At 38.0% G+C, this 21054-nt stretch carries 18 protein-coding genes and 3 tRNA genes; 12 read left to right on the top strand and 9 right to left on the bottom strand.

All coding sequences use genetic code 11. The annotated features are described in order from the left end of the window. Positions 1–172: 172 nt before the first annotated feature. A complete protein-coding gene (locus ZA06_RS15440) occupies positions 173–1105 on the bottom strand; it encodes an FKBP-type peptidyl-prolyl cis-trans isomerase (RefSeq protein WP_053978389.1) in 933 nt (310 codons plus the stop codon). A gap of 198 nt (positions 1106–1303) precedes the next feature. Between ZA06_RS15440 and ZA06_RS15435 the strand changes: the two genes are divergently transcribed. After that, entirely contained in the window at positions 1304–1678 is a 375-nt protein-coding gene (locus ZA06_RS15435) for an RNA-binding S4 domain-containing protein (protein WP_053978388.1), read from the top strand. Between the two features lie 51 nt (positions 1679–1729). Continuing rightward, the gene (locus ZA06_RS15430; protein ID WP_053978387.1) at positions 1730–2233 is read left to right on the top strand and encodes a phosphoribosyltransferase domain-containing protein; all 504 of its coding nucleotides are present in this window, start codon (positions 1730–1732) and stop codon (positions 2231–2233) included. Between the two features lie 10 nt (positions 2234–2243). Here the strand turns inward: ZA06_RS15430 and ZA06_RS15425 are convergent, their stop codons facing one another. Next, positions 2244–2771: a shikimate kinase gene (locus tag ZA06_RS15425; protein ID WP_053978386.1), complete on the bottom strand. Its 528-nt coding sequence runs from the start codon at positions 2769–2771 to the stop codon at positions 2244–2246. Positions 2772–2888: 117 nt separating this feature from the next. Between ZA06_RS15425 and ZA06_RS15420 the strand changes: the two genes are divergently transcribed. From ZA06_RS15420 to ZA06_RS15410, 3 genes are all read left to right on the top strand, one after another. Further along, positions 2889–2961: transfer RNA gene (locus ZA06_RS15420), tRNA-Lys, on the top strand. Between the two features lie 53 nt (positions 2962–3014). Further along, positions 3015–3098 (top strand) — tRNA-Leu (locus ZA06_RS15415). Positions 3099–3148: 50 nt separating this feature from the next. Beyond that, positions 3149–3221, top strand: a tRNA-Lys gene (locus ZA06_RS15410). Between the two features lie 65 nt (positions 3222–3286). On the opposite strand, the gene ZA06_RS15405 is transcribed toward ZA06_RS15410, so the two are convergent. The 7 genes from ZA06_RS15405 to ZA06_RS15375 all read right to left on the bottom strand — a co-directional run bounded on the left by ZA06_RS15405 (position 3287) and on the right by ZA06_RS15375 (position 14641). Continuing rightward, positions 3287–3853 carry a TlpA family protein disulfide reductase gene (locus ZA06_RS15405; RefSeq protein ID WP_053978385.1) on the bottom strand — a complete coding sequence of 189 codons (567 nt, stop codon included), beginning with the start codon at positions 3851–3853 and terminating at the stop codon, positions 3287–3289. Between the two features lie 91 nt (positions 3854–3944). After that, a complete protein-coding gene (locus tag ZA06_RS15400; RefSeq protein WP_053978384.1) occupies positions 3945–6215 on the bottom strand; it encodes an aconitate hydratase in 2271 nt (756 codons plus the stop codon). Between the two features lie 173 nt (positions 6216–6388). Then, the gene (locus tag ZA06_RS15395) at positions 6389–9166 is read right to left on the bottom strand and encodes a bifunctional aconitate hydratase 2/2-methylisocitrate dehydratase (RefSeq protein ID WP_053978383.1); all 2778 of its coding nucleotides are present in this window, start codon (positions 9164–9166) and stop codon (positions 6389–6391) included. 268 nt (positions 9167–9434) lie between these two features. Continuing rightward, positions 9435–10388, bottom strand: coding sequence for an AAA family ATPase (locus tag ZA06_RS15390; RefSeq protein ID WP_053978382.1), 954 nt, complete (start codon positions 10386–10388; stop codon positions 9435–9437). Position 10389: 1 nt separating this feature from the next. Then, entirely contained in the window at positions 10390–11799 is a 1410-nt protein-coding gene (locus tag ZA06_RS15385; protein WP_240472315.1) for a peptidylprolyl isomerase, read from the bottom strand. Between the two features lies 1 nt (position 11800). After that, on the bottom strand, positions 11801–12655 hold the full coding sequence (locus ZA06_RS15380; protein WP_240472313.1) for a peptidyl-prolyl cis-trans isomerase: 855 nt from the start codon (positions 12653–12655) through the stop codon (positions 11801–11803). Next, positions 12656–14641 (bottom strand): peptidylprolyl isomerase, encoded by a 1986-nt coding sequence (locus tag ZA06_RS15375; protein ID WP_053978379.1) that lies wholly within the window; start codon positions 14639–14641, stop codon positions 12656–12658. It abuts the gene before it with no gap. A 208-nt stretch (positions 14642–14849) separates the two neighbouring features. On the opposite strand from ZA06_RS15375, the gene ZA06_RS15370 reads away from it, so the two are divergent. The 7 genes from ZA06_RS15370 (at position 14850) to ZA06_RS15340 (ending at position 21001) form a co-directional block, all read left to right on the top strand. Further along, the gene (locus ZA06_RS15370; RefSeq protein ID WP_053978378.1) at positions 14850–15305 is read left to right on the top strand and encodes an SRPBCC family protein; all 456 of its coding nucleotides are present in this window, start codon (positions 14850–14852) and stop codon (positions 15303–15305) included. Then, positions 15298–15537 carry a hypothetical protein gene (locus ZA06_RS15365; protein WP_053978377.1) on the top strand — a complete coding sequence of 80 codons (240 nt, stop codon included), beginning with the start codon at positions 15298–15300 and terminating at the stop codon, positions 15535–15537. The genes ZA06_RS15370 and ZA06_RS15365 overlap by 8 nt, the downstream gene beginning before the upstream one ends. A gap of 10 nt (positions 15538–15547) precedes the next feature. Further along, positions 15548–17425, top strand: coding sequence for a M1 family metallopeptidase (locus ZA06_RS15360; RefSeq protein ID WP_053978403.1), 1878 nt, complete (start codon positions 15548–15550; stop codon positions 17423–17425). A 103-nt stretch (positions 17426–17528) separates the two neighbouring features. Continuing rightward, the gene (locus ZA06_RS15355) at positions 17529–17954 is read left to right on the top strand and encodes a hypothetical protein (RefSeq protein ID WP_053978376.1); all 426 of its coding nucleotides are present in this window, start codon (positions 17529–17531) and stop codon (positions 17952–17954) included. A 207-nt stretch (positions 17955–18161) separates the two neighbouring features. After that, a complete protein-coding gene (locus ZA06_RS15350; RefSeq protein ID WP_053978375.1) occupies positions 18162–19097 on the top strand; it encodes a hypothetical protein in 936 nt (311 codons plus the stop codon). Positions 19098–19238: 141 nt separating this feature from the next. Further along, a complete protein-coding gene (locus ZA06_RS15345; RefSeq protein WP_053978374.1) occupies positions 19239–19580 on the top strand; it encodes a hypothetical protein in 342 nt (113 codons plus the stop codon). Positions 19581–19744: 164 nt separating this feature from the next. Continuing rightward, positions 19745–21001, top strand: a complete 1257-nt coding sequence (locus ZA06_RS15340; RefSeq protein ID WP_053978373.1) for an NAD(P)/FAD-dependent oxidoreductase — start codon at positions 19745–19747, stop codon at positions 20999–21001. The last annotated feature ends 53 nt before the right edge of the window (positions 21002–21054 follow it).

The raw sequence follows: 21054 nt of genomic DNA, 5'->3' as shown, positions 1-21054 counted from the left end.
TTTCTGGAGTAGAAAATCAATCTTATGTTGTAATGATTGAAAGCTCCGAAGGGGTATTCAGTAAAATAATTGCTCTAAATAATCTTTAATTAACAAAAAGCAAAACAGTATAGAAAATAAAAAGAGCCGCTAACTAGCGGCTCTTTTTTATAATCGTTGTATCCAATCAAACTTAATCTTGATTAGATTCTGTGGAGTTCTCATCCAAATACAATGGCACGCCATCTGCGTTTAAGTCGTTAGTTGGATCTCCATCGTTATCCAAATCTTCATGCTTTGTCAAGACATCGTCGCCATCATCATCTACATCTAAAAAGTTAGGTACCTCATCTTCATCGGTGTCATCATTGTATAGATCCTTATCTCCATCCAAATCTTCCAAATAAGAAGGTACGCCATCGCTATCGTGATCATTTACTTCGGTTTGATACAATTCAAACTTAAAAATCAAATTGGAATAAGAAGGAATGTCTGTTTGTGCCGAAGAAAAATACCCCAATCCAGAAGGTAAAAACATTGCCCCAAAACCGTAGTTTTCGTAAGTAACCGTTCCATCTCCATTTTCAACAAATGACGTAGAGGCATTGAATTGTGGCAACACTTCTCTCCATCCCGGAATTACACCAAGCAAGTCAAAATCAGTATCGGCATTTATGGTACTATCAAACACTTCCTCATCCATTGTATTTCCAGAATAGTTTACCAAAACACTGTCCGAAAAATGAGGCATATCCCCTCCTCCTTGGTTCAACCTCAAAATGTAGTATTCATATTCCGTTTCCTGATAGGTAGTTGTATGAGTTTCCACAGCGTCAATCAACAAGGTATTGTTTTCAGGGTCTGGCAATTCCAAATAGTTCCCATCATCATCTGTTGGCAATTCAGAAATCACCAAATCAGACAACGTATAATTTCCAGGAGAGGTAAATGTAGAAGCATTGTAATAGTGCGTTTCAAAATACCCCATTAGAGAATCTCGATCTGTCACCTGCTGCTCTACTCTGTCTCTTTCAGCAACGGTAGTACTTCCGTCATCATCCTTATTACAGGACACAAAGCCCAAAATCAATCCAAGTAACAATACGTGGTAATTCTTTAATTTCATATGCCTTATTTTTTAACCTTAAGCCGTCGCCACCTTATAAGTTGGTTTTGAAGACCTATCGCGTAGTTAAGTTATTTTCTTTTTCTATGTGCATTCTGTAAGCCAGAACACAACAATATTGCGTAATTTTAAGTGCGCAAGATACAATATTATAATACTTTTGTACAAAAAGATTAACGTAGTTTTTATTATTTTAATATGCGGATTGACAAATATCTTTGGTGTGTGAGATACTATAAAACAAGAAGTATTGCAACGGAAGCCTGCAAAAAGGGACACATAAAAATCAATGAGCAAGTAGCCAAACCGAGCAGGGAAGTTTTTATATCGGATACTATAGATTTACGAAAGGACCAGATCAACTATAAATTAAGAGTGAACGATATACCTCCCAACCGTGTTGGAGCAAAACTGGTAGACATTTATAGAACCGATTTAACTCCTAAGGAAGAATTTGAAGCCAAGGAACTTTTGAAGTACTCTCAGGATTACTATAGAAAAAAAGGCACTGGACGTCCAACCAAAAAAGACCGTCGGGATTTGGAAGACTACCACGATGAAAATGATGATTGATTTTCCCTTTTTTGAATTTTCTCCTTTATCTTTGACAAAACAACAGAAACCATGACTGCCACGAAAAACACCATATTAACCCATCAAGAAATCCAACATAAAATCCGTCGTATTGCCTATCAAATTTATGAAAGCAATGTTTCGGAAAAAGAGGTCATTTTAGCAGGAATTGATAGCAATGGTTACCTCTTAGCTCAAAAACTTAAGGCCACCTTGGATGAAATTTCAGATATTACAACGGTATTGTGCAAAGTGATTATTGACAAAAAACATCCTTTGGAAGCGGTTAAAACTTCTTTAAAAGAAGAAGAATACACCAACAAATCCATTGTATTGGTGGATGACGTCTTGAATTCAGGTAGCACTCTTATCTATGGTGTAAAACACTTTTTGAATGTTCCGTTAAAGCAGTTCAAAACTGTGGTGTTAGTAAACAGAAACCATAAAAAATATCCTGTAAAAGCCGATTTCAAAGGCATTTCCCTATCCACTTCTATTAAAGAGCATGTAGAAGTGATTTTGGAGGGAAATACTTATGAAGCATTCTTGCAATAAGCAAGATGCTTCAATCTTCTGCCTTCAAAACTTCTTCAACAATTTCATCTATCGACTTTCCATCGGTAAGTATCGTTACCTCACTTTGACTATAAAATGGGGAACGCTCAAAAAGATGTTTCCCTATAAACTCAATAAGAAGTTCCTTAGAATTCAAATGAGCAATCAATGGGCGCTGTTCCTTTTCTGTAAACAATCGTTCTGCTAAAGTAGGAATGGTTGCCTTTAAATACACGCTCTTTATATCAGTAGCCGATAATACCCTTTCCATATTATTGCCGTAACAAGGCGTTCCCCCTCCCAAGGAAACTATGATCGGTTCATTTTGATCGATAATTTCTTGAAGATACTTGGTTTCGGCCTTTCTAAAATATATTTCCCCTTTCAATTTGAACAACATTTTTACAGACATTTCCTCCCTTTCTTCAATAAATGCATCCAAATCCAAGAATTTGCAGTTTAAAATTTCGGCCAATTTAGCACCAATCGAGGTTTTACCTGAGCCCATGTATCCTATTAAGAATATTTTTTTTATCATGTTATATATTGATTTCTAAAACCATATGTCTATACAGGGCAAAAAAACGAAAAATTATTTTGAAAACGGTTTGGAAAACCAATAAATCATCATATATTTGCACCCGCATTACAAAACGACTAGGTAGCTCAGCTGGTAGAGCATAACACTTTTAATGTTAGGGTCCTGGGTTCGAACCCCAGCCTGGTCACAAAGTAAAAGTTAAGTCAAAACGCTTAACTTTTTTTATTAAGTTGACCGTATGCGCACGTGGCGGAACCGGTAGACGCGCTAGCTTGAGGGGCTAGTATCCATTAGGATGTGGAAGTTCGAATCTTCTCGTGCGCACAGAATGTAACGGCTCACGAAAGAGACGTTAAAAACCTCAAAAATATTAAGACTAGGTAGCTCAGCTGGTAGAGCATAACACTTTTAATGTTAGGGTCCTGGGTTCGAACCCCAGCCTGGTCACAACAAAAAAGTTAAGCAGAAATGCTTAACTTTTTTGTTTCTATTGGTCAGAAAGACAAAACTACCTATTCATTTCCTAACAAACTTTCTATCTGCTCTTTAACGGTATCGCTATTCCAATTGGCAGCACCTGTTTTATCAATCACGATAGCGCCATTCTTATCAATTAAAAATGTTCTTGGTATAGTAGATACTTCAAAATTATTTGGAGGCGCCTGAAGCGGTTTATACGCTTTAAAACTATAGTCTTTCTTCTTTAAAAACTCAGTAACCACAGCATCGTCCTCGGTACTTACAAATATAAATACAACTTCATCTTTGTAGGTTTCATAAAGCGCTTCCAAACTATCCATTTCTGCAATACAGGGAGGACACCAAGTGGCCCAAAAATTTACCAAAACAACTTTGCCTTTACAGGTTTCAAAATTTAATATTTCACCGGTATTATCCTCTAACTTCCAATTATAAGTGCTCAACACCTCCCTATCTTCAACGTCCTGTACCGAAGGTCCAAACAAGGCCAAACCTTTGTTCAACAGCAATTGAATGGGAAATCTAGTTTGTGGCACAAGCAACAATACCAACAGTATTAAAAAAACAATATTTTGCTTTTGAGATTTGTTTAATTTCATAATGTAAATATGAGATATTTTGTATTACACAACAATCAAAAAAGCTCCCAAATGAATTAGGAGCTTTTTGATATTTATACATCAATACTAATTAAGCCGCATTTTGTTTTTTAATGAGATTAAGTGCCGAACCTTCCTTGTACCAAGTAATTTGCGCTTCATTATAACTATGGTTGGCAATAATGACATCCTTTGAGCCATCGGCATGTACCAATTCTATGCTCAACGGCTTATTTGGAGCAAATTCATTTAAATCCAAAAAGTTGAACGTATCATCTTCCTGCACCAAATCATAATCGTTTTCATTTGCAAATGTTAGGGCCAACATCCCCTGTTTTTTAAGGTTTGTTTCATGGATACGGGCGAAAGACTTCACTAATACAGCTGCCACTCCTAAATGCCTAGGCTCCATAGCGGCATGCTCACGAGAAGAGCCTTCTCCATAGTTATGGTCGCCGACAACTATTGTTTTGATTCCGGCAGCTTTGTATTGGCGCTGTACATCTGGTACGCCTCCATATTCTCCTGTCAATTGATTTTTCACAAAGTTGGTTTGTTGATTATAGGCGTTTACCGCACCTATTAAACAGTTATTGGAAATATTATCTAGGTGCCCTCTAAAACGCAACCAAGGACCAGCCATAGAAATATGATCTGTAGTACATTTACCAAAGGCCTTGATCAACAATTTAGCACCTGTGATTGTGTCTCCTATAGGTGTGAACGGCTCCAATAATTGTAAACGCTCCGAAGTTGGACTTACTGTAACCTCTACGCCGCTACCATCTGCAACCGGCTCTACATAACCATTCTCTTTTACCTCAAAACCTTTTGGAGGCAATTCCCATCCTGCTGGCTCATCAAACATCACCTCTTCTCCATTTTCGTTAATCAACTTATCCGTCATGGGATTGAAGTCCAAACGGCCCGCAATGGCAATCGCAGCCACCATTTCTGGAGATGCTACAAATGCATGTGTATTTGGATTCCCATCCGCACGCTTTGCAAAGTTTCTGTTGAACGAGTGAATGATACTATTTTTCGGGGCATTTTTAGGATCGCTATATCTCGCCCATTGCCCAATACATGGTCCACAAGCATTTGTAAATATTTTAGCGTCCAATTTTTCAAAAATGGAAAGGATGCCATCCCTTTCGGCTGTATAACGCACCTGCTCAGACCCAGGGTTGATTCCAAATTCTGCTTTTGTTACCAGACCTTTATCCAAAGCTTGTTGAGCAATAGAAGATGCTCTAGACAAATCCTCATAGGAAGAATTGGTACAAGACCCTATCAATCCCCATTCTACAGCCAATGGCCACTCGTTAGCTTTTGCCTTTTCGGTCATTTCCTTACCCGCAGTAGTAGACAAGTCCGGCGTAAACGGTCCATTTAAAAGTGGTGATAATTCTGAAAGATTGATTTCAATTACTTGATCAAAGTACTGTTCTGGGTTTGCATAAACTTCAGCATCAGCCGTCAAGTATCCTTTGATTTCATTGGCGGCATCAGCAACATCAGCTCTTTCTGTAGCACGCAAATATCGTTCCATAGATTCATCATACCCAAATGTAGAAGTGGTTGCTCCAATTTCGGCACCCATATTACAAATGGTCCCCTTTCCTGTACATGACATAGCGGTTGCTCCAGGACCAAAATATTCCACAATGGCTCCGGTACCACCTTTTACCGTTAAGATTTCAGCAACTTTAAGAATCACATCCTTTGGCGCCGTCCAGCCCGATAATTTCCCTGTTAACTTAACTCCGATCAATTTTGGAAATTTAAGCTCCCAAGCCATCCCTGCCATCACGTCTACTGCATCGGCTCCTCCTACTCCAATGGCGACCATTCCCAAGCCTCCTGCGTTAACGGTATGTGAATCGGTACCAATCATCATTCCTCCGGGAAAGGCGTAATTTTCCAATACCACCTGATGAATAATCCCAGCTCCCGGTTCCCAAAACCCGATACCATATTTATTGGATACAGAAGCCAAAAAGTCAAATACTTCCTTGCTGGTTTCATTGGCTTGCTTTAAATCTTGCTTGGCTCCCTGCTTTGCTTGAATCAAGTGGTCGCAGTGTACGGTTGTAGGCACGGCAACTTTTGGTTTTCCTGCTTGCATAAACTGCAATAAGGCCATTTGAGCGGTTGCATCCTGACAGGCGATTCTATCTGGTGCAAAATCCACATAATCCTTTCCTCTAACAAAAGCTTTTTCTGGAGTTCCATCCCATAAATGGGAGTATAAAATCTTTTCGGAAAGCGTCAATGGTTTACCCACAACTTTGCGTGCCTTATCAACGCGCTCAGCCATTTTCGAGTAAACATCCTTTATCATTTCTATATCAAATGCCATAAAATTTCTTGTTGTTTATTGAATACATTTTTAGTGTCTACAATATACAAAATAAGTCTCCGAATGAAAAACCTAAACTTCAGTGGTTTGCGAAACAAAATGCTAAAAATGAAGGCATAAAAAAAGTCCGAGTTTTAAGCTCGGACTTTTCATATATCTAAAATCTGCGGTGATTATAATACCAATTGCTTTTGAGATGGTGCAAATCTAGTCAACACAATTCCTTCAACAGCCGCTTCGTACTCTTCCATAGTAGGAGTTCTACCTAAAATAGTCGACAAAACAACCACTGGAGTAGAAGACAATAAAGATTCTCCCTTTTTCTCTCCAGAATCCTTTACAACTCTTCCTTGGAATAGACGTGTAGAAGTTGCCATTACCGTATCACCTGGCTCTGCCTTTTCTTGGTTCCCCATACATAGGTTACAACCTGGGCGCTCTAAGTACAGCATGTTTTCATACTTGGTACGTGCCAATCCTTTAGGCGCATTGTCATCAAACTCAAAGCCAGAATACTTTTGTAATACTTCCCAATCTCCTTCAGCTTTCAACTCATCAACAATATTGTAAGTTGGAGGCGCCACTACTAACGGAGCTTTAAACTCTACTTTACCTTGTTGTGCTTCAATGTTCTTCAACATTTGAGCTAAAATCTTCATATCTCCTTTGTGAACCATACAAGATCCAACAAATCCTAAATCAACTTTCTTAGTTCCTCCATAGAAAGATAACGGTCTGATGGTATCGTGTGTATAACGCTTAGAAACATCTTCATTGTTTACATCTGGATCGGCAATCATTGGCTCTGCAATTTCATCTAAGTCAATCTCTACCTCTGCATAGTACTTCGCGTTGGCATCTGGTCTAAGAGCTGGCTTAATTCCAGTTTTAACTTCTACAATTCTTGCATTTGCTTTGTCAACCAAACCTTGAAGTACCTGCGGCTCGTTATCCATACCTTTATCGATCATGATTTGGATACGGTCTCTAGCAATTTCTAAAGATTCGATCAAGGTTTCATCTTCTGAAATACAGATTGACGCCTTAGCTTTCATCTCTGCAGTCCAATCGGTAAATGTAAAGGCCTGATCAGAAGTCAATGTTCCAATGTGAACTTCAATTACACGTCCTTGGAATACGTTTTCACCACCAAACTGCTTCAACATTTGTTGTTGTGTAGCGTGTACCACATCACGGAAATCCATGAAACTTCTCATGTTTCCTTTGAAGGTTACTTTTACAGATTGTGGAATTGGCATAGTCGCCTCACCTGTTGCCAAAGCCAATGCTACAGTACCAGAATCAGCACCAAAAGCAACTCCTTTAGACATACGTGTGTGTGAATCTCCTCCAATAATAATGTCCCAATCACTTACTGTAATATCGTTTAATACCTTGTGAATTACATCGGTCATTGCATGGTATTCACCTTTAGGATCACGCCCTGTAATTAATCCGAAGTCATTCATAAACTTCATCAACTTAGGAATATTCGCTTTAGACTTATCATCCCATACAGAAGCTGTGTGACATCCAGATTGGTAAGCTCCATCAACAATTGGAGAAATGGTCGTTGCCGCCATAGCTTCCAATTCCTGAGACGTCATTAATCCAGTAGTATCCTGAGACCCTACAATGTTTACTTCAACACGAACATCAGAACCAGCGTGTAATGTTTTGCCTGGTGTAGTTCCAACGGCATTTTTATTGAAAATTTTCTCAACTGCCGTTAATCCTTGTCCTTCAACAGAAATTTCTTTGGAAGTGGCATATACTTGAGGAATCTCAATTCCTAAAACTTTAGCAGCAAATGTTTGTAATTTTTTACCAAAAACCACAGCATAGGATCCACCAGCTTTGATAAACTCCACTTTTTGTGGCGTTAGAGACGCAGAAATATCAATTAATTCCTGATCTCCATTGTATAATTTTTTCTCTTTAGTGTTGATGGTAAGCACTGTTCCTGTTTCAACAGAATAGGCTTGCTCTAAAACCGGATCTCCGTTTGCGTCTACAACCGTATTTCCTTCAGCATCCTTTTGCTTTACCCAGTTTTTAAGGTCGATTCCAATCCCTCCTGTTACTCCAACAGTAGTTAAGAAAATAGGAGAAATTCCGTTGGTTCCTGCAATTACCGGTGCAATATTGATAAATGGTACATATGGGCTAGATTCGATACCGGTCCATAAGGCCACGTTATTAACACCTGACATTCTTGACGATCCAACTCCCATTGTTCCTTTTTCAGCAATCAACATGACGCGCTTATCTGGGTGCTGTGCTTTTAATTCAGTCAATGACTTTTGCATGTCTTTGTTGTGCTCAAAGATAGACTGTCCATGCAACTCACGGTCTGAACGTGAATGTGCATCGGCACCTGGAGACAATAAATCTGTAGAAATATCTCCAACACCTGCAATAAAGGTTACCACTTTAATCTCTTCATCCACCTCAGGAAGTTGTGTAAAAAATTCAGCTTTAGCATAGCTTTCAATCAATTCTTTAGCTATGACGTTTCCAGCTTTAAAAGCCGCTTCCAAACGAGCTGTATCAGCATCGTATAAAAACACCTGAGTTTTTAGCACTTTGGCAGCTTCTGCAGCAATAGCGGCATCCTCTCCTAAAGCCAAATCCAAAAGCACTTCAATGGAAGGGCCTCCTTTCATGTGAGACAATTGCTCAAACGCAAACGCTGGTGAAATTTCTTCAACAACAGACTCACCAAGAATAATTTCTTTTAAAAACTTAGCTTTTACCCCTGCAGCACTTGTAGTTCCAGGAAGCGTATTGTAAATAAAGAAATTCAGAGAATCTTCGCGATTTTCGTTATTCAAATCCTTAATTTGTTCAATAATCTCGCTTAACAAATCAGCTCCATCAATAGGCTTTGGATGAAGCCCCTGAGCTTTTCGTTGTTCGATCTCCTTGATGTAATCGTTGTATATATTCATATTATTAGTATTATGATTTAATTGGCCTTTTTTGCGATTTAAATTTCATCTGCCGAAAGTAGATTTTCTTGTTAAATCAAAGCCGTTTATAACATATTTTTTTCTTTAGCCTCGCAAAAGTAAAGAATTAATACAAAGTTTTAAAAATAAAATATTGAATACAATATCCAACCATACGAAATCGATATAATACGATAATTAATTCGTATGATTTTTGATTTTTAAACTTGTAAAAAAGACATAATAGATTAAACCATCAGGTTCATTTCTAAAACAAACTCTCAATAATTCGTTCGTCTGTGATCCCTTCGGCTTCCGCTTTGTAGTTTTTGATGATACGGTGTCTTAGTATCCCATTTGCAACGGCTTGTACATTTTCAATATCTGGAGAGAATTTTCCTTGGATGGCAGCATGTGTCTTGGCCGCCAAAATAAGATTTTGGGACGCTCTTGGACCTGCTCCCCAATCTACAAACTCTTTTACCAATTCTGAAGCAGTTGATTCGTTTGGTCTAGTTTTTGCCACCATTCCCACGGCATATTCAATCACATTGTCCGCTACAGGAATTCGACGAATAACACTTTGGAATTTGATGATTTCCTCGGCCGTAAACAAGGCATTTACTTGAGGTTTATTGTCTGAGGTGGTTGCTTTTACAACCTCCACTTCTTCATTAAAAGAAGGATACTTTAAGTTAATGGCAAACATAAAACGGTCCAATTGGGCTTCTGGCAAAGGATAAGTTCCTTCCTGTTCAATTGGGTTTTGTGTTGCCAATACAAAATAAGGCAGGCTCAATTTGTAGTGGTGTCCAGCAACCGTCACCGCACGCTCTTGCATCGCCTCTAAAAGGGCTGCTTGGGTTTTAGGTGGTGTTCTGTTGATTTCGTCTGCCAAGATAATATTGGCAAAAATTGGCCCCTTGATAAATTTGAAATGGCGATTTTCATCCAAAATCTCACTTCCTAAAATATCACTAGGCATTAAATCTGGTGTAAACTGTATACGTTTGAAATCTAAACCTAAGGCTTGAGCAATAGTATTTACCATCAAGGTTTTTGCCAATCCAGGCACTCCCACCAACAGGGAATGACCTCCAGAGAAAATGGAAATTAAAATTTGATTTACCACTTCATCTTGACCAACAATTACTTTTGCAACTTCACTCTTTAAGGCTTTGTATTTTTTTACAAACTGTTCTACAGCTGCTACGTCAGACATATTATTTTTCTTTTTTTAACCAATTACTGTTAAACTCACAATCTCTATATTCACCATTAATTTTGATATAAGTTTCCTGAATTTTCTCTTCAGTCCATTTATCTATGGCTTCATATTGCTTTTGTTGTTCTGCTAGGTTTTTAATTTTCAAATAATCTCTGGCAAAATCTGCTTCATGTTCATCTATTCTATCTGTTACCGTCAAGATTTTAAATTTAATACGGTTTACGCGATCTTCATCCTGAAGAACCAAACTGACTTCTCCATCTTTCAAATTTTGAATTTGAGAATATAGTTCTGGGTCCATTTTTGTCAACTCAAAATTATGATCCTGTGTTCTTGGGTTGATCAATTGTCCTCCGTCTTGTTTGGTTTCCTTCTCATCACTGAATTCTCTTGCGGCATCTGCAAAGGACACTTCACCATCTACAATGCGTTTTCTTACAAGCTCTATTTCATCCTTAGCTTTCTTAATCGATTCTTCAGTTATCTCTGGACGCAGTAAAATATGTCTTACCTCATAAATCTGTCCTCTAATTTTTTCAAGATAGATGATATGATAACCAAATTCAGTTTCGAAAGGTTCTGAAATTTCACCTTCTTGTAATGAAAAGGCAACTTCTCTAAACTCCTTTACCATTTGCGGGTGCTTTTTATTCAATTCGTATTTCCCTCCATTTTTTCTAGAGGCAACATCGTCTGAATAAAACACAGCTTTGGTTGTAAAACTCGCACCGTTTTCAATAACGTCGGCTTTAAATTCCTTAAGCCTGTTAATTACCTTTTGCTTTTCTTCTTCAGAAACTTCTGGAATCACTACAATCTGAGCTACCTTTAGCTCCGTACCAAATATTGGTCGTTCATCTTTAGGAATACCGTTAAAGTACTCTCGAACTTCTTCTGGAGTTACCTCAATATCAGCAACAATCTTGTTTTGCATCTCAAATGCCAACTTTCCATTTTTGTTGATGATGAACATTTCTTCCCTTAAACTCTGCTCGCTGTCCTTATTGTAGAATTTTAACAGTTCATCCATTGACCCGTTGGTCTGCTCCAAAAACGCACTAATCTGTTGCTCGATGTTGGAACGAATTTCCAATTCATTCACGGTGATACTATCCTGAATAGCGTGATGTGTGTACAGCTTATCCTCCAACAATTTCCCAAACAACTGGCATCTGGTAATGTCTGCCGTGGATACTCCTCTAGCCTGCAACTGAACAAACTCCTTATCGATATCTGAATCTAAAACTACGAAATCTCCAACTACAGCAACCACACCATCCACTTTTTTCCGTGCGCTAGGGTCTATGGTTTGCTCCTTTTTTTCTACTTCAGGTTCTTCTATGATTTCCTGTGCATTGCCCGCCCCGTATGACATAAGCACCAAAGTGGCAAGCATAAATTTCATATTAATTGAAGATTTCAAATTGTTTGTTTTTAATAGCATCTTTGGTAATATCTTTTTCCAGCTGTTTAATGAGTTCCAATTTCCTTTTGTTCATTACAATTTGATTAATGGTTGGCTTGACGTATTCCAAGGGTGCATAATCATTTTGCAAAAGGACATCATTTATTTGCATCAAATATAGGTCTAATGAATCTTTGAGCTGTAAAAAATTAGATTTTTTTAACAGTTCTTTTTTATTCTCAGCGGATAACACCGGAACCTTGTTGATGACTTGGGAAACTTTCACCCAAACTGAATCGTTTAGCGTGTAGGACTTAAATTGAATAGAAATAGAGTCCAAATAACGCTTATCTTCATCGGTGTAACGTTTAAAGCGTTTCTCAATATCGTCCTTATTGATAGCGTTTTGCGCAATTTTAATGTAACGCAACTTCAACAACTCTTCATTAAGCTTAAAGGTTTCCTTGTTGAGATCGTAAACGTTTTGTGCCTCTTCTGCAGTTACTGTAGTGTCAATATTTCTTTTCACCAAGGCATCCAAATAGGCTTTGGTAAAAAGATCTTTTTTGTACTGAGATACCAACTTGTTAAAATCCTGTTGCATTTTCTCAGGAAGGTTGGTTTGTGCCCCATCTACCAACAGCAACTGCGTTGCCCATCGGTTGATAAACCCATTTACCAAAAGCGTACTGTCCTCGGGAGGTGTGCCTTCTGCCACCAAGCCTTCTAAATCCTCTTTGTAAAGGTAAGATTCATTGACCCGGGCAATAGGAATCCTGTCGTCTGCCTTTTTAAACATATCGCAAGAGAAGACTGCAAGCAGCAACAGCAGTATGATGATACTGTATTTATTCAATTAATTCAGAATTTGAGATTTCACTTTAGCCAATACTTCTTGATCTATTTCAACATTGTAACGCTCATGCAAAGTGTTCAACCAGTTTTCTTCAATGTAATTCTGATAATCACTCACCACACTTCCTCTTGCCTCTTCAAAAGTTTTAGGACCTTTGGGATACACTTCCTCTACAAGAGCGACATGATAGGAATCGTTGAATTTATAAATCGAAGACACGCCTTTTTTGAATTCAAAATCCTCCGGAAGTGCTTGATGGGTAGTATCCATGATTCCTTTTGTAAAAATAACCTTTTGCTCGCTCTCAGTATTCAATTTAGCACTGATTTCTTCAACCGACTTATGCTCTTCCAATAAATCCTCTACTTTGGAAATGTCTCTTTTCTTAGCCGCCGAAGCAACCACCGCATCTGCCCTAACCGCCCAAACGTAATCTGCTTTATGCGATTCGTAATAGTTTTTCAACCCAACGGTATCTTTAGAAGCTGTATTCCAAACTTCCTTTTCCATAAGGTCAAACAACAGCAAACCATCTCTATATTCTCCTAAAATAAAGGCAAACTCTTCATCCTCAAACTCCAAGTTACGCTCACGGAAGTCAATAAGTTTGGCTTCCAAAAAGGCCGCGTACTCAGCTGCAACAACTTCGCCATGGGTCAATTGCTTTCCAAAGTATTTTCTTTGAGAAGATACTAAATAATCCCCAAACTCTCCAAAAGTGTAGTCTTGTTTCCCAATGGTGATAAAGGTTTTATCCTTAGTGAAATCTGCCGGCAAAGCCCAATTGTTTTGGAAATAATCAGGGTTGATCAATCCTTCAAAATATGCCAAAGCCTCTTGGTTGTCCTTAACATTATAGCGTTGCTTTAAATTATTGGTGAGCGCCGTATTGATTATAGCCGAACGTGAATCACGCTTCACGCGCTGCTCCAATTCCAACTTAATGGTATCAAATTCTGGATTTCCTTTTTTGTCGATCAGTTTCACAATATGCCATCCAAACTCGGTTTTGAAAGGCTCTGAAATCTGTCCGTTTTCAGTCAATCCAAATGCCACTTCTTCAAATTCTGAAGAGCTTAATTGTCCTCCTTTAAACGACGGCAGCAACCCTCCTTTAGCGGCTGAACTTTTATCGTCGGAAAACTGTTTTGCCACAGCCTCAAAAGACTCACCTTGCATGATTTTTTTGTAAAGCTCATTGATACGTACTTCCGGATCTAATGAATCATCCTTTTGAACTTTAGACACCATAATGTGCTCTACAGTTACCTCTCCACGTGAAGGACGCTTGTCCTCAACCATCACAATGTGGTAACCAAAACGCGTTCTGAACGGCATAGAAATATCGCCAACTTTGGTATTGTAAACAACCGTTTCAAAATTATAAACCATTTTGAAAGCCGAAAAATACCCCAACTCTTCAGCGTAGGTTTCATGTCCCTTATAATTGATTTCCCTTGAACCAGGCGCCTTATATTTTGTGTTCAATTCGTTAAAAACAGTTCCAAAACCTTCTTTCAAGGCTCTTTCACGCAATGCCAACAAATCGTTGTAAACCTTCAAAGTATCACGCTCGGCTTCCTCTACACGAAATAAAATATGCGAAGCCTTAATGTCGTAAGACATACGCTCATATGCCTCCTTTACCAAAGCATCGGTTACCTTATTATCCGTAAGGAAATTTTTGGTCAACTGTTTTTTGTAATTACCAAATTCCCTTTTATACTGAGCATTGTCATCAAGCCCCAAACGCTTGGCTTCCTTGATTTTCAATTGATAGTTTACAAAAAGTTTTAAATATTCATCTACGTCCTTTTGCGATTCGTCCTTTACCAAATCAAGATTTTTGTTGTACACCCTAATGAATTCCGAAGCCTTTACAGGATCTCCATCAACAGTAAACAATACATCATCACTTGTGGTTTGTGCACTCACAAACCCCGATACAAATAAAGAAAGGACTAAAAACTTTAGTTTTAATTTCATAGTTAAAATCAATTGGTCAATTGCAGCAAAAATAACATATTTAGCATATTTAGCAAGCTGCTTTTATGAAACGACCATATTCTGCTATTCGTATAAAAATGCATTCCCTACCCTTGTTAAAATTTCTCCATTTTCAAGTGAAAACCAGAAAAACAAATCGATTTTCAAAATATCATAGTATATTTAATTCTTAAATAAATTGCTAACAATGAAGTACTCCACAAAAATTACCGTGGCCTTACCGTTGAATGAATTTCTGCATAAATTCAACAACACCGAGAATATGAAGCATTGGCAAAAAGGCCTTATTGCTGCCGAACATATTTCGGGCACCCCAGGAGAACTTGGTTCCAAAATGAAGTTGATTTACAAATTGGGCAATCGGGTGATGGAACTTATTGAAACCATTACGCATGCCAATTTACCTTACGAATTGCATGCTACCTACACCACCCACGGCTTGCACAACATACAGGAAAACTATTTTAATCAAACCGAAGAAGGCCATACCATTTGGACCTCAGATAACGAATTTGTGCCCTTAAGTTTTACCATGAAATTAATGACCAAATTTATGCCCAGTGCTTTTAAGAAACAATCGTTGCAATACATGGTAGATTTTAAGAACTTTGCAGAAAAAGGAACTTCTGTTGCCAATGCGTAAATTAAAATTAATCTGGGACTTCCGTGGGCCAGCCGCCCTAAAGACTGCCCAACACCATGAAATCCATTTAAAAGAGTATATTCGCATGCAAAATCTGAATATCGAGATTACGGGTGTTGAAACCTTATCTGATATGCATTCCATCGCTTTTTTGGTGGTAGACGAGTCCCAGATGAAACCTATACGAGATGCACTTAAACCCCACCGAGGCCAAGTGTACCAAAATCAATAATTACCAAAACATGAAATATCCCCTTATTCTTCTATTTGCCATAGCTTTGTCATGCTTTAACTGTGCTAGCGAAAAAGAACCTGTCGAAATTAAAACTTTTGTAGAAGAGCCACATTCCTTTGCCATCCCCAACAAGGCTTACATCAACCATTTAGATTTAGACATTGAAGTTGATTTTGATTCTCAAACTATAAAAGGATCAGCTACATATGACATTACCAATAACAATGCGTCTGAAATTGTTTTGGACAGTAAGTTTTTGGATATTAAAAGTGTGAAAGCTGATGGTAAAGAAACTTCATTCCGTTTGGGCGATTTTGATGAATTTCTGGGGCAAGCTCTTTATATCGATATTAAGAACGATACGAAAACTATCAAAGTGTTCTATGAAACCACAGAACAGACCGAAGCACTGCAATGGTTGGATCCACAACAGACAGCCGACAAAACCCACCCGTTCCTGTTCACACAAGGTCAGGCTATTTTAACCCGTACTTGGATTCCAATTCAAGATAGTCCGCAAATACGCATCACTTACAACGCTACGGTAAAAGTTCCTACTGAGCTCATGGCGGTGATGAGTGCCGAAAATCCTAAAGAAAAAAATCCAGTGGGATTCTATCATTTTCAAATGAAACAACCAATCTCTCCTTACTTGATAGCACTTTCCGTTGGAAATTTAGAATACAGAGCCATTAGCAACCGTACAGGTGTATATGCCGAAACCTCCATGATTGACAAGGTTCAAAATGAATTTTCCGAAATGGACAACATGCTCAAAGCTGCCGAAGCTCTTTATGGTACTTATGCCTGGGAACAATTCGACGTCATTGTATTACCGCCTAGTTTCCCTTTTGGAGGTATGGAAAACCCACGCCTTACCTTTGCTACGCCTACCCTAATTGCAGGTGACAAAAGTTTAACTTCTGTAATCGCCCATGAATTGGCGCATTCTTGGTCTGGGAATTTGGTAACCAACTCCACTTGGAATGACTTCTGGCTGAATGAAGGCTTTACAGTATATTTTGAAATCAGGATTATGGAAGCCCTTTATGGAAAGGAACGAGCTGATATGTTAGCTTTGATTGGACGTCAGGATTTAGAGGATGAAATTGAAGATTTAAAAGACACTCCAGAAAGCACACAATTAAAATTGAACTTAAAAAACGAGAATCCAGACGATGGCATGAACAGTATTGCCTACGATAAAGGCTACCTATTTTTAAGAACTTTGGAAGAAACTGCTGGGCGCGATAAGTTTGATGTGTTTTTAAAGAGTTATTTTACAACCAATGCCTTTACAACCCTTACAACAGAAGATTTTGTAAACTACCTTAACACACAGCTCCTAGAACCAAACAACATCAAGTTTAATACCGAAGAATGGATTTATAAGCCTGGAATTCCTTCAAATGCCGTTGTAATTACTTCAGATAAATTTGATATTGCAGAACGCTTCTTGGAACAATTTCTAAAATTGAATGAAGTAGATACTGCCTTGACCAACCATTGGACCACGCAGGAATGGGTACATTTTATTCGCAATTTCCCAGAAACCATCACGCCAGAACAAATGGCACTTTTAGACAACGCCTTTGACTTTACCAATTCTGGCAACTCCCATATTGCCATGGTTTGGTTTGAACAGTCCATCATTCACGATTACATAGGTAATGATGTCGATAAAAATATTGCCTCCTTTTTAACCCAGGTAGGTCGTAGATGGTATGTAGAAACCTTGTTTAAAGCCTATAAAAAAGCTGACAAAGTTGAGGAAGCTTTATCCATCTACAAGGAGACACGTGGCAATTACCACTCAGTTACGGCTGGTACTATAGACTTGTTGTTGAATTATACATCAGAAGACTCAACATCAAAGGTTGAATAGGTATGAGGAATTTCATTTTAAAGCAAAACTTTACATTCTCTTAACATTGAATTTGAAAGCTTCCTAGCTTTTAGTAGTAAATTTACAGTTCAAGTTAACCAACATGAGGCTGTTAGCCATTCTAGCAGCCAAATACCGATTAACGACAAACTATATGAAACTGCAACATACCGAGGATTTCTTAAGGAAATTCGACTACGATTACCTCCGTCAGGATAATCAATTGATTGTAAAAATGGAACCTTCCCAACAAGTCTCCATAGATTTTTCCAATCCACAACAACCGGTTATTACCAATGAACTTACAAGATGGAATTTTTTGACCGGTATTTTCAACATGCGTATTAAAAATGCGGTGCTCCTCAATTTTGGTCTGGGATTAATTTTAAGTTTACTATTAGCCACCCAAAATTTAGAGACTGGAATTTCCGTGTTTTTGATTTATACCATTTGGATTTCATTTTGGGCAGCTCATTACCTTTCCAAATCAAACACCTTAAAAGAAAACCTAAATCATTGGAATAACTAACTGGTTTATTCCATAAACCAGTATTTTACTTTTTTCCTACTATTGTAAGAAATGCATTTCGTCGATGATTTTTGAGTCAACTTGTTATTCCTCTACTTTTTCAGTATTTCACCAAATTTAAATCTTCAGAATTTCAAAATTCAATTCATTTGTCTGTAAAATCCTAGCAAACAATAGTGTTTACTAGTAACCTTAACTAAATAAATCATGAAAAACATGCCCAAAATCAACCAGTTCTTAGGGTACTGTATGTTGGTTTCTATCCTAATGTTTTCCTGCCAATCTGAAGAATTACAGGACAACCAAATCCCTGAAAACACACAATCCTTAAGCCTAGAAAAGCTAAGTCCTGTTAAGAACACCACCATGAGCACTTCTGCCATGCGTGAAGCCTACGTAGACTGCGAAACTACTTGTATTGTTGCCGGTAGCGGCAATTACTTTGTAATGGCAGATTCTGATTCCGATGCCTCCGGAAATAGTCAAAATTCACAAATAATTAGCTATGAAGCCTATAATACAGAAACACAGTTTATAGTAAATGTATTATATGAGACCACTGGTAATAATAATTCCAAAGCAAAAATAGCTATTACAGATAGTGAAGATTTGGTTTTAGTTGAAGACAATAATGTATCTAGTGGTGAAATGGTTACTTGGATCTACGATTTGCCTTTGGAATGGGAAGCTTGTGATGTAATATCATTTAAAATCCACCAGAATGTTTTAGAAAATGATACAGCACTTAATAACCCAATAACTTATTCTTTAATAGGCATCTGTCCTTGCGAGGAAAGTTTTAGCTATGAAGCTACAAACGAGAACAGTTACATATTTACCTATTCCAACGTTGAGGCTATGGAAAATGCAGTTGTTCAATTTACTTGTCCTCACATTACAAGTTTTGAACCAATGGATGGCAAAGAATATTCGGTTAATCCTGGAAATGGCCAAGGATCCCCAACGGTTCTAACGTGGGTGGGCGATTTAGAGGCCTGTTCAGAAACTACATTCGCCATTAAATTCTATGCCGATTGCGAGCAGAACAATGCTAATTTTGCCAATATTTTCACCGACTTTAAAGTGAATGGAGATTCCAAAAAAGGTGATGTTTCCAACATAAAATTTGATTGTGCCGAATAAACATTAGCACAAACTAAACCTTTAAAAGCCCTATGCATTAAGTATGGGGCTTTTTTAATTCCCAAAATTCATTTATACAATTTAATTCCGTAATTTTAAAAGACATACGTATTCACTCCCGAACCACAAAATTGAAACTTCATGAATGATTTTGTTACCAATTGGACCAAAGACGAATTAAAGGCATACATCATGATTTTTTGTTCCCATGCCGATTTCAACGAATCCAAAGCTGAAAAAGCATACATAAAATCAAAAATAAAGGATTTAGACCTTCAGCAGATCCATCGTGAATTTGACAAGGACAACGACTATCAAAGTATTCAGAAAATTAGATCCTCACTTTCTTCCCTTAATTACAATCCAGAAGAGCTGGAAACCTTAATAACAGAAATCAAAGAACTTTTCATGGTCGATGGCCATATTGACACCTTGGAACACAATTTGCTATTAGGATTGAAACACATTCTAAAGGATCCATAAATCGCAACTTTTTCAGCAAAACAGCTTACTATACGCACCTTAAACCATAAAATATTTGCATTTTGAAAAAAGAGCTTTTCAATGTTATTTTTATGTTATCAAATCTTCTGTAGTTTGGCCGTAGCCAATATCTTTGTAGGTACATTCAGATCATCCATTACATCATGTCCAATAAAAAAACCGTCATCATTGTTGGAGGTGGCTTTGCTGGTTTAGAACTTATCAACCAACTTGGCAACTCCAACTATAATGTAATTTTGGTAGACACCAACAATTACAATTTCTTTCCACCGTTACTCTATCAAGTTGCTGCTGGGTTTATGGAACCTTCAGCTATTAGTTATCCTTTCAGGAAAATATTGCGCTCAAAACCAAACGTTAAGTTTAGATTGGGTTCCTTGGAAAAAGTTGTCCCGCAGGAAAACAAAATAATTGTTAGCAACGGTGAGCTTTACTACGATATTTTAGTGATGGCCACTGGAGCCGAAACCAATTTCTTTGGCAATAAAAACATTGAAGAATACAGTTTGCCAATGAAAACCATTAGCGACGCCTTAGCCTTGCGAAATGTGATCTTCACCCGATTGGAACGCGCCACACGTCTTGAAAAAAGAGAAGACCGAAAAAAATTGCTATCCTTTGTCATCGCAGGTGCAGGCCCTACTGGAGTGGAACTTTCCGGAATTTTTGCTGAAATGCGCGCACACATCCTTACAAAGGATTATCCAGAATTGAGTATGGACGATTTAGGTGAAATTTATCTAATTGACGGACAAGATGCCGTATTGGCCGTGATGTCTGAAAAGACCCAAAAATACACCTATAAAAAGCTAGAAGAACTTGGCGTAACTATCAAACTGAATACTTTAGTAAAGGACTTTAAGGATGACATCGTTTCCTTATCGGACGGCACTGAAATACATAGTCGAAACCTAATATGGGCCGCAGGGATTTCAGCTAAAACCTTTGAAGGATTTACCTCAGAAAATTATGGTTCTGGAAGACGTTTAAAAACCAATGCTTTTAATTTGGTGGATGGTTATGACAATATCTATGCGATCGGCGATTCTGCTTTGGTTTTAGGAGATCCCAACTATCCAAAAGGACATCCGCAATTGGCCCAAACAGCCATTCAACAAGCAAAAAACCTAGGCAAAAATTTATGTTCAACTAGCGAATGGAAACCTTTCACTTATAAAGATCTGGGCTCAATGGCCATTATTGGACGCAACAAAGCCGTTACCGATGGCCCTGACCAAAAGTTTTTCTTTAAAGGATTTTTGGCTTGGTGTATATGGATTTTCGTGCACATCATGTCTTTGGTAAACTTTAGAAACAGAATGCGTGCCCTTTACGATTGGATTGGATATTACATCAACAAAGACCAATCCTTCCGAATGATTATCAAACCAAAAAAATAGTTCTGTGAACTATGCAATATAAAACAAAAAGCGCGATGGAATCCATCGCGCTT

The sequence above is a fragment of the Mangrovimonas xylaniphaga genome (assembly GCF_001280435.1).
GTDB classification, from domain to species: Bacteria; Bacteroidota; Bacteroidia; order Flavobacteriales; family Flavobacteriaceae; genus Mangrovimonas_A; species Mangrovimonas_A xylaniphaga.
Note: the sequence above shows the minus strand (reverse complement) of the source record. Positions and strands in the feature narration are given on the sequence as shown.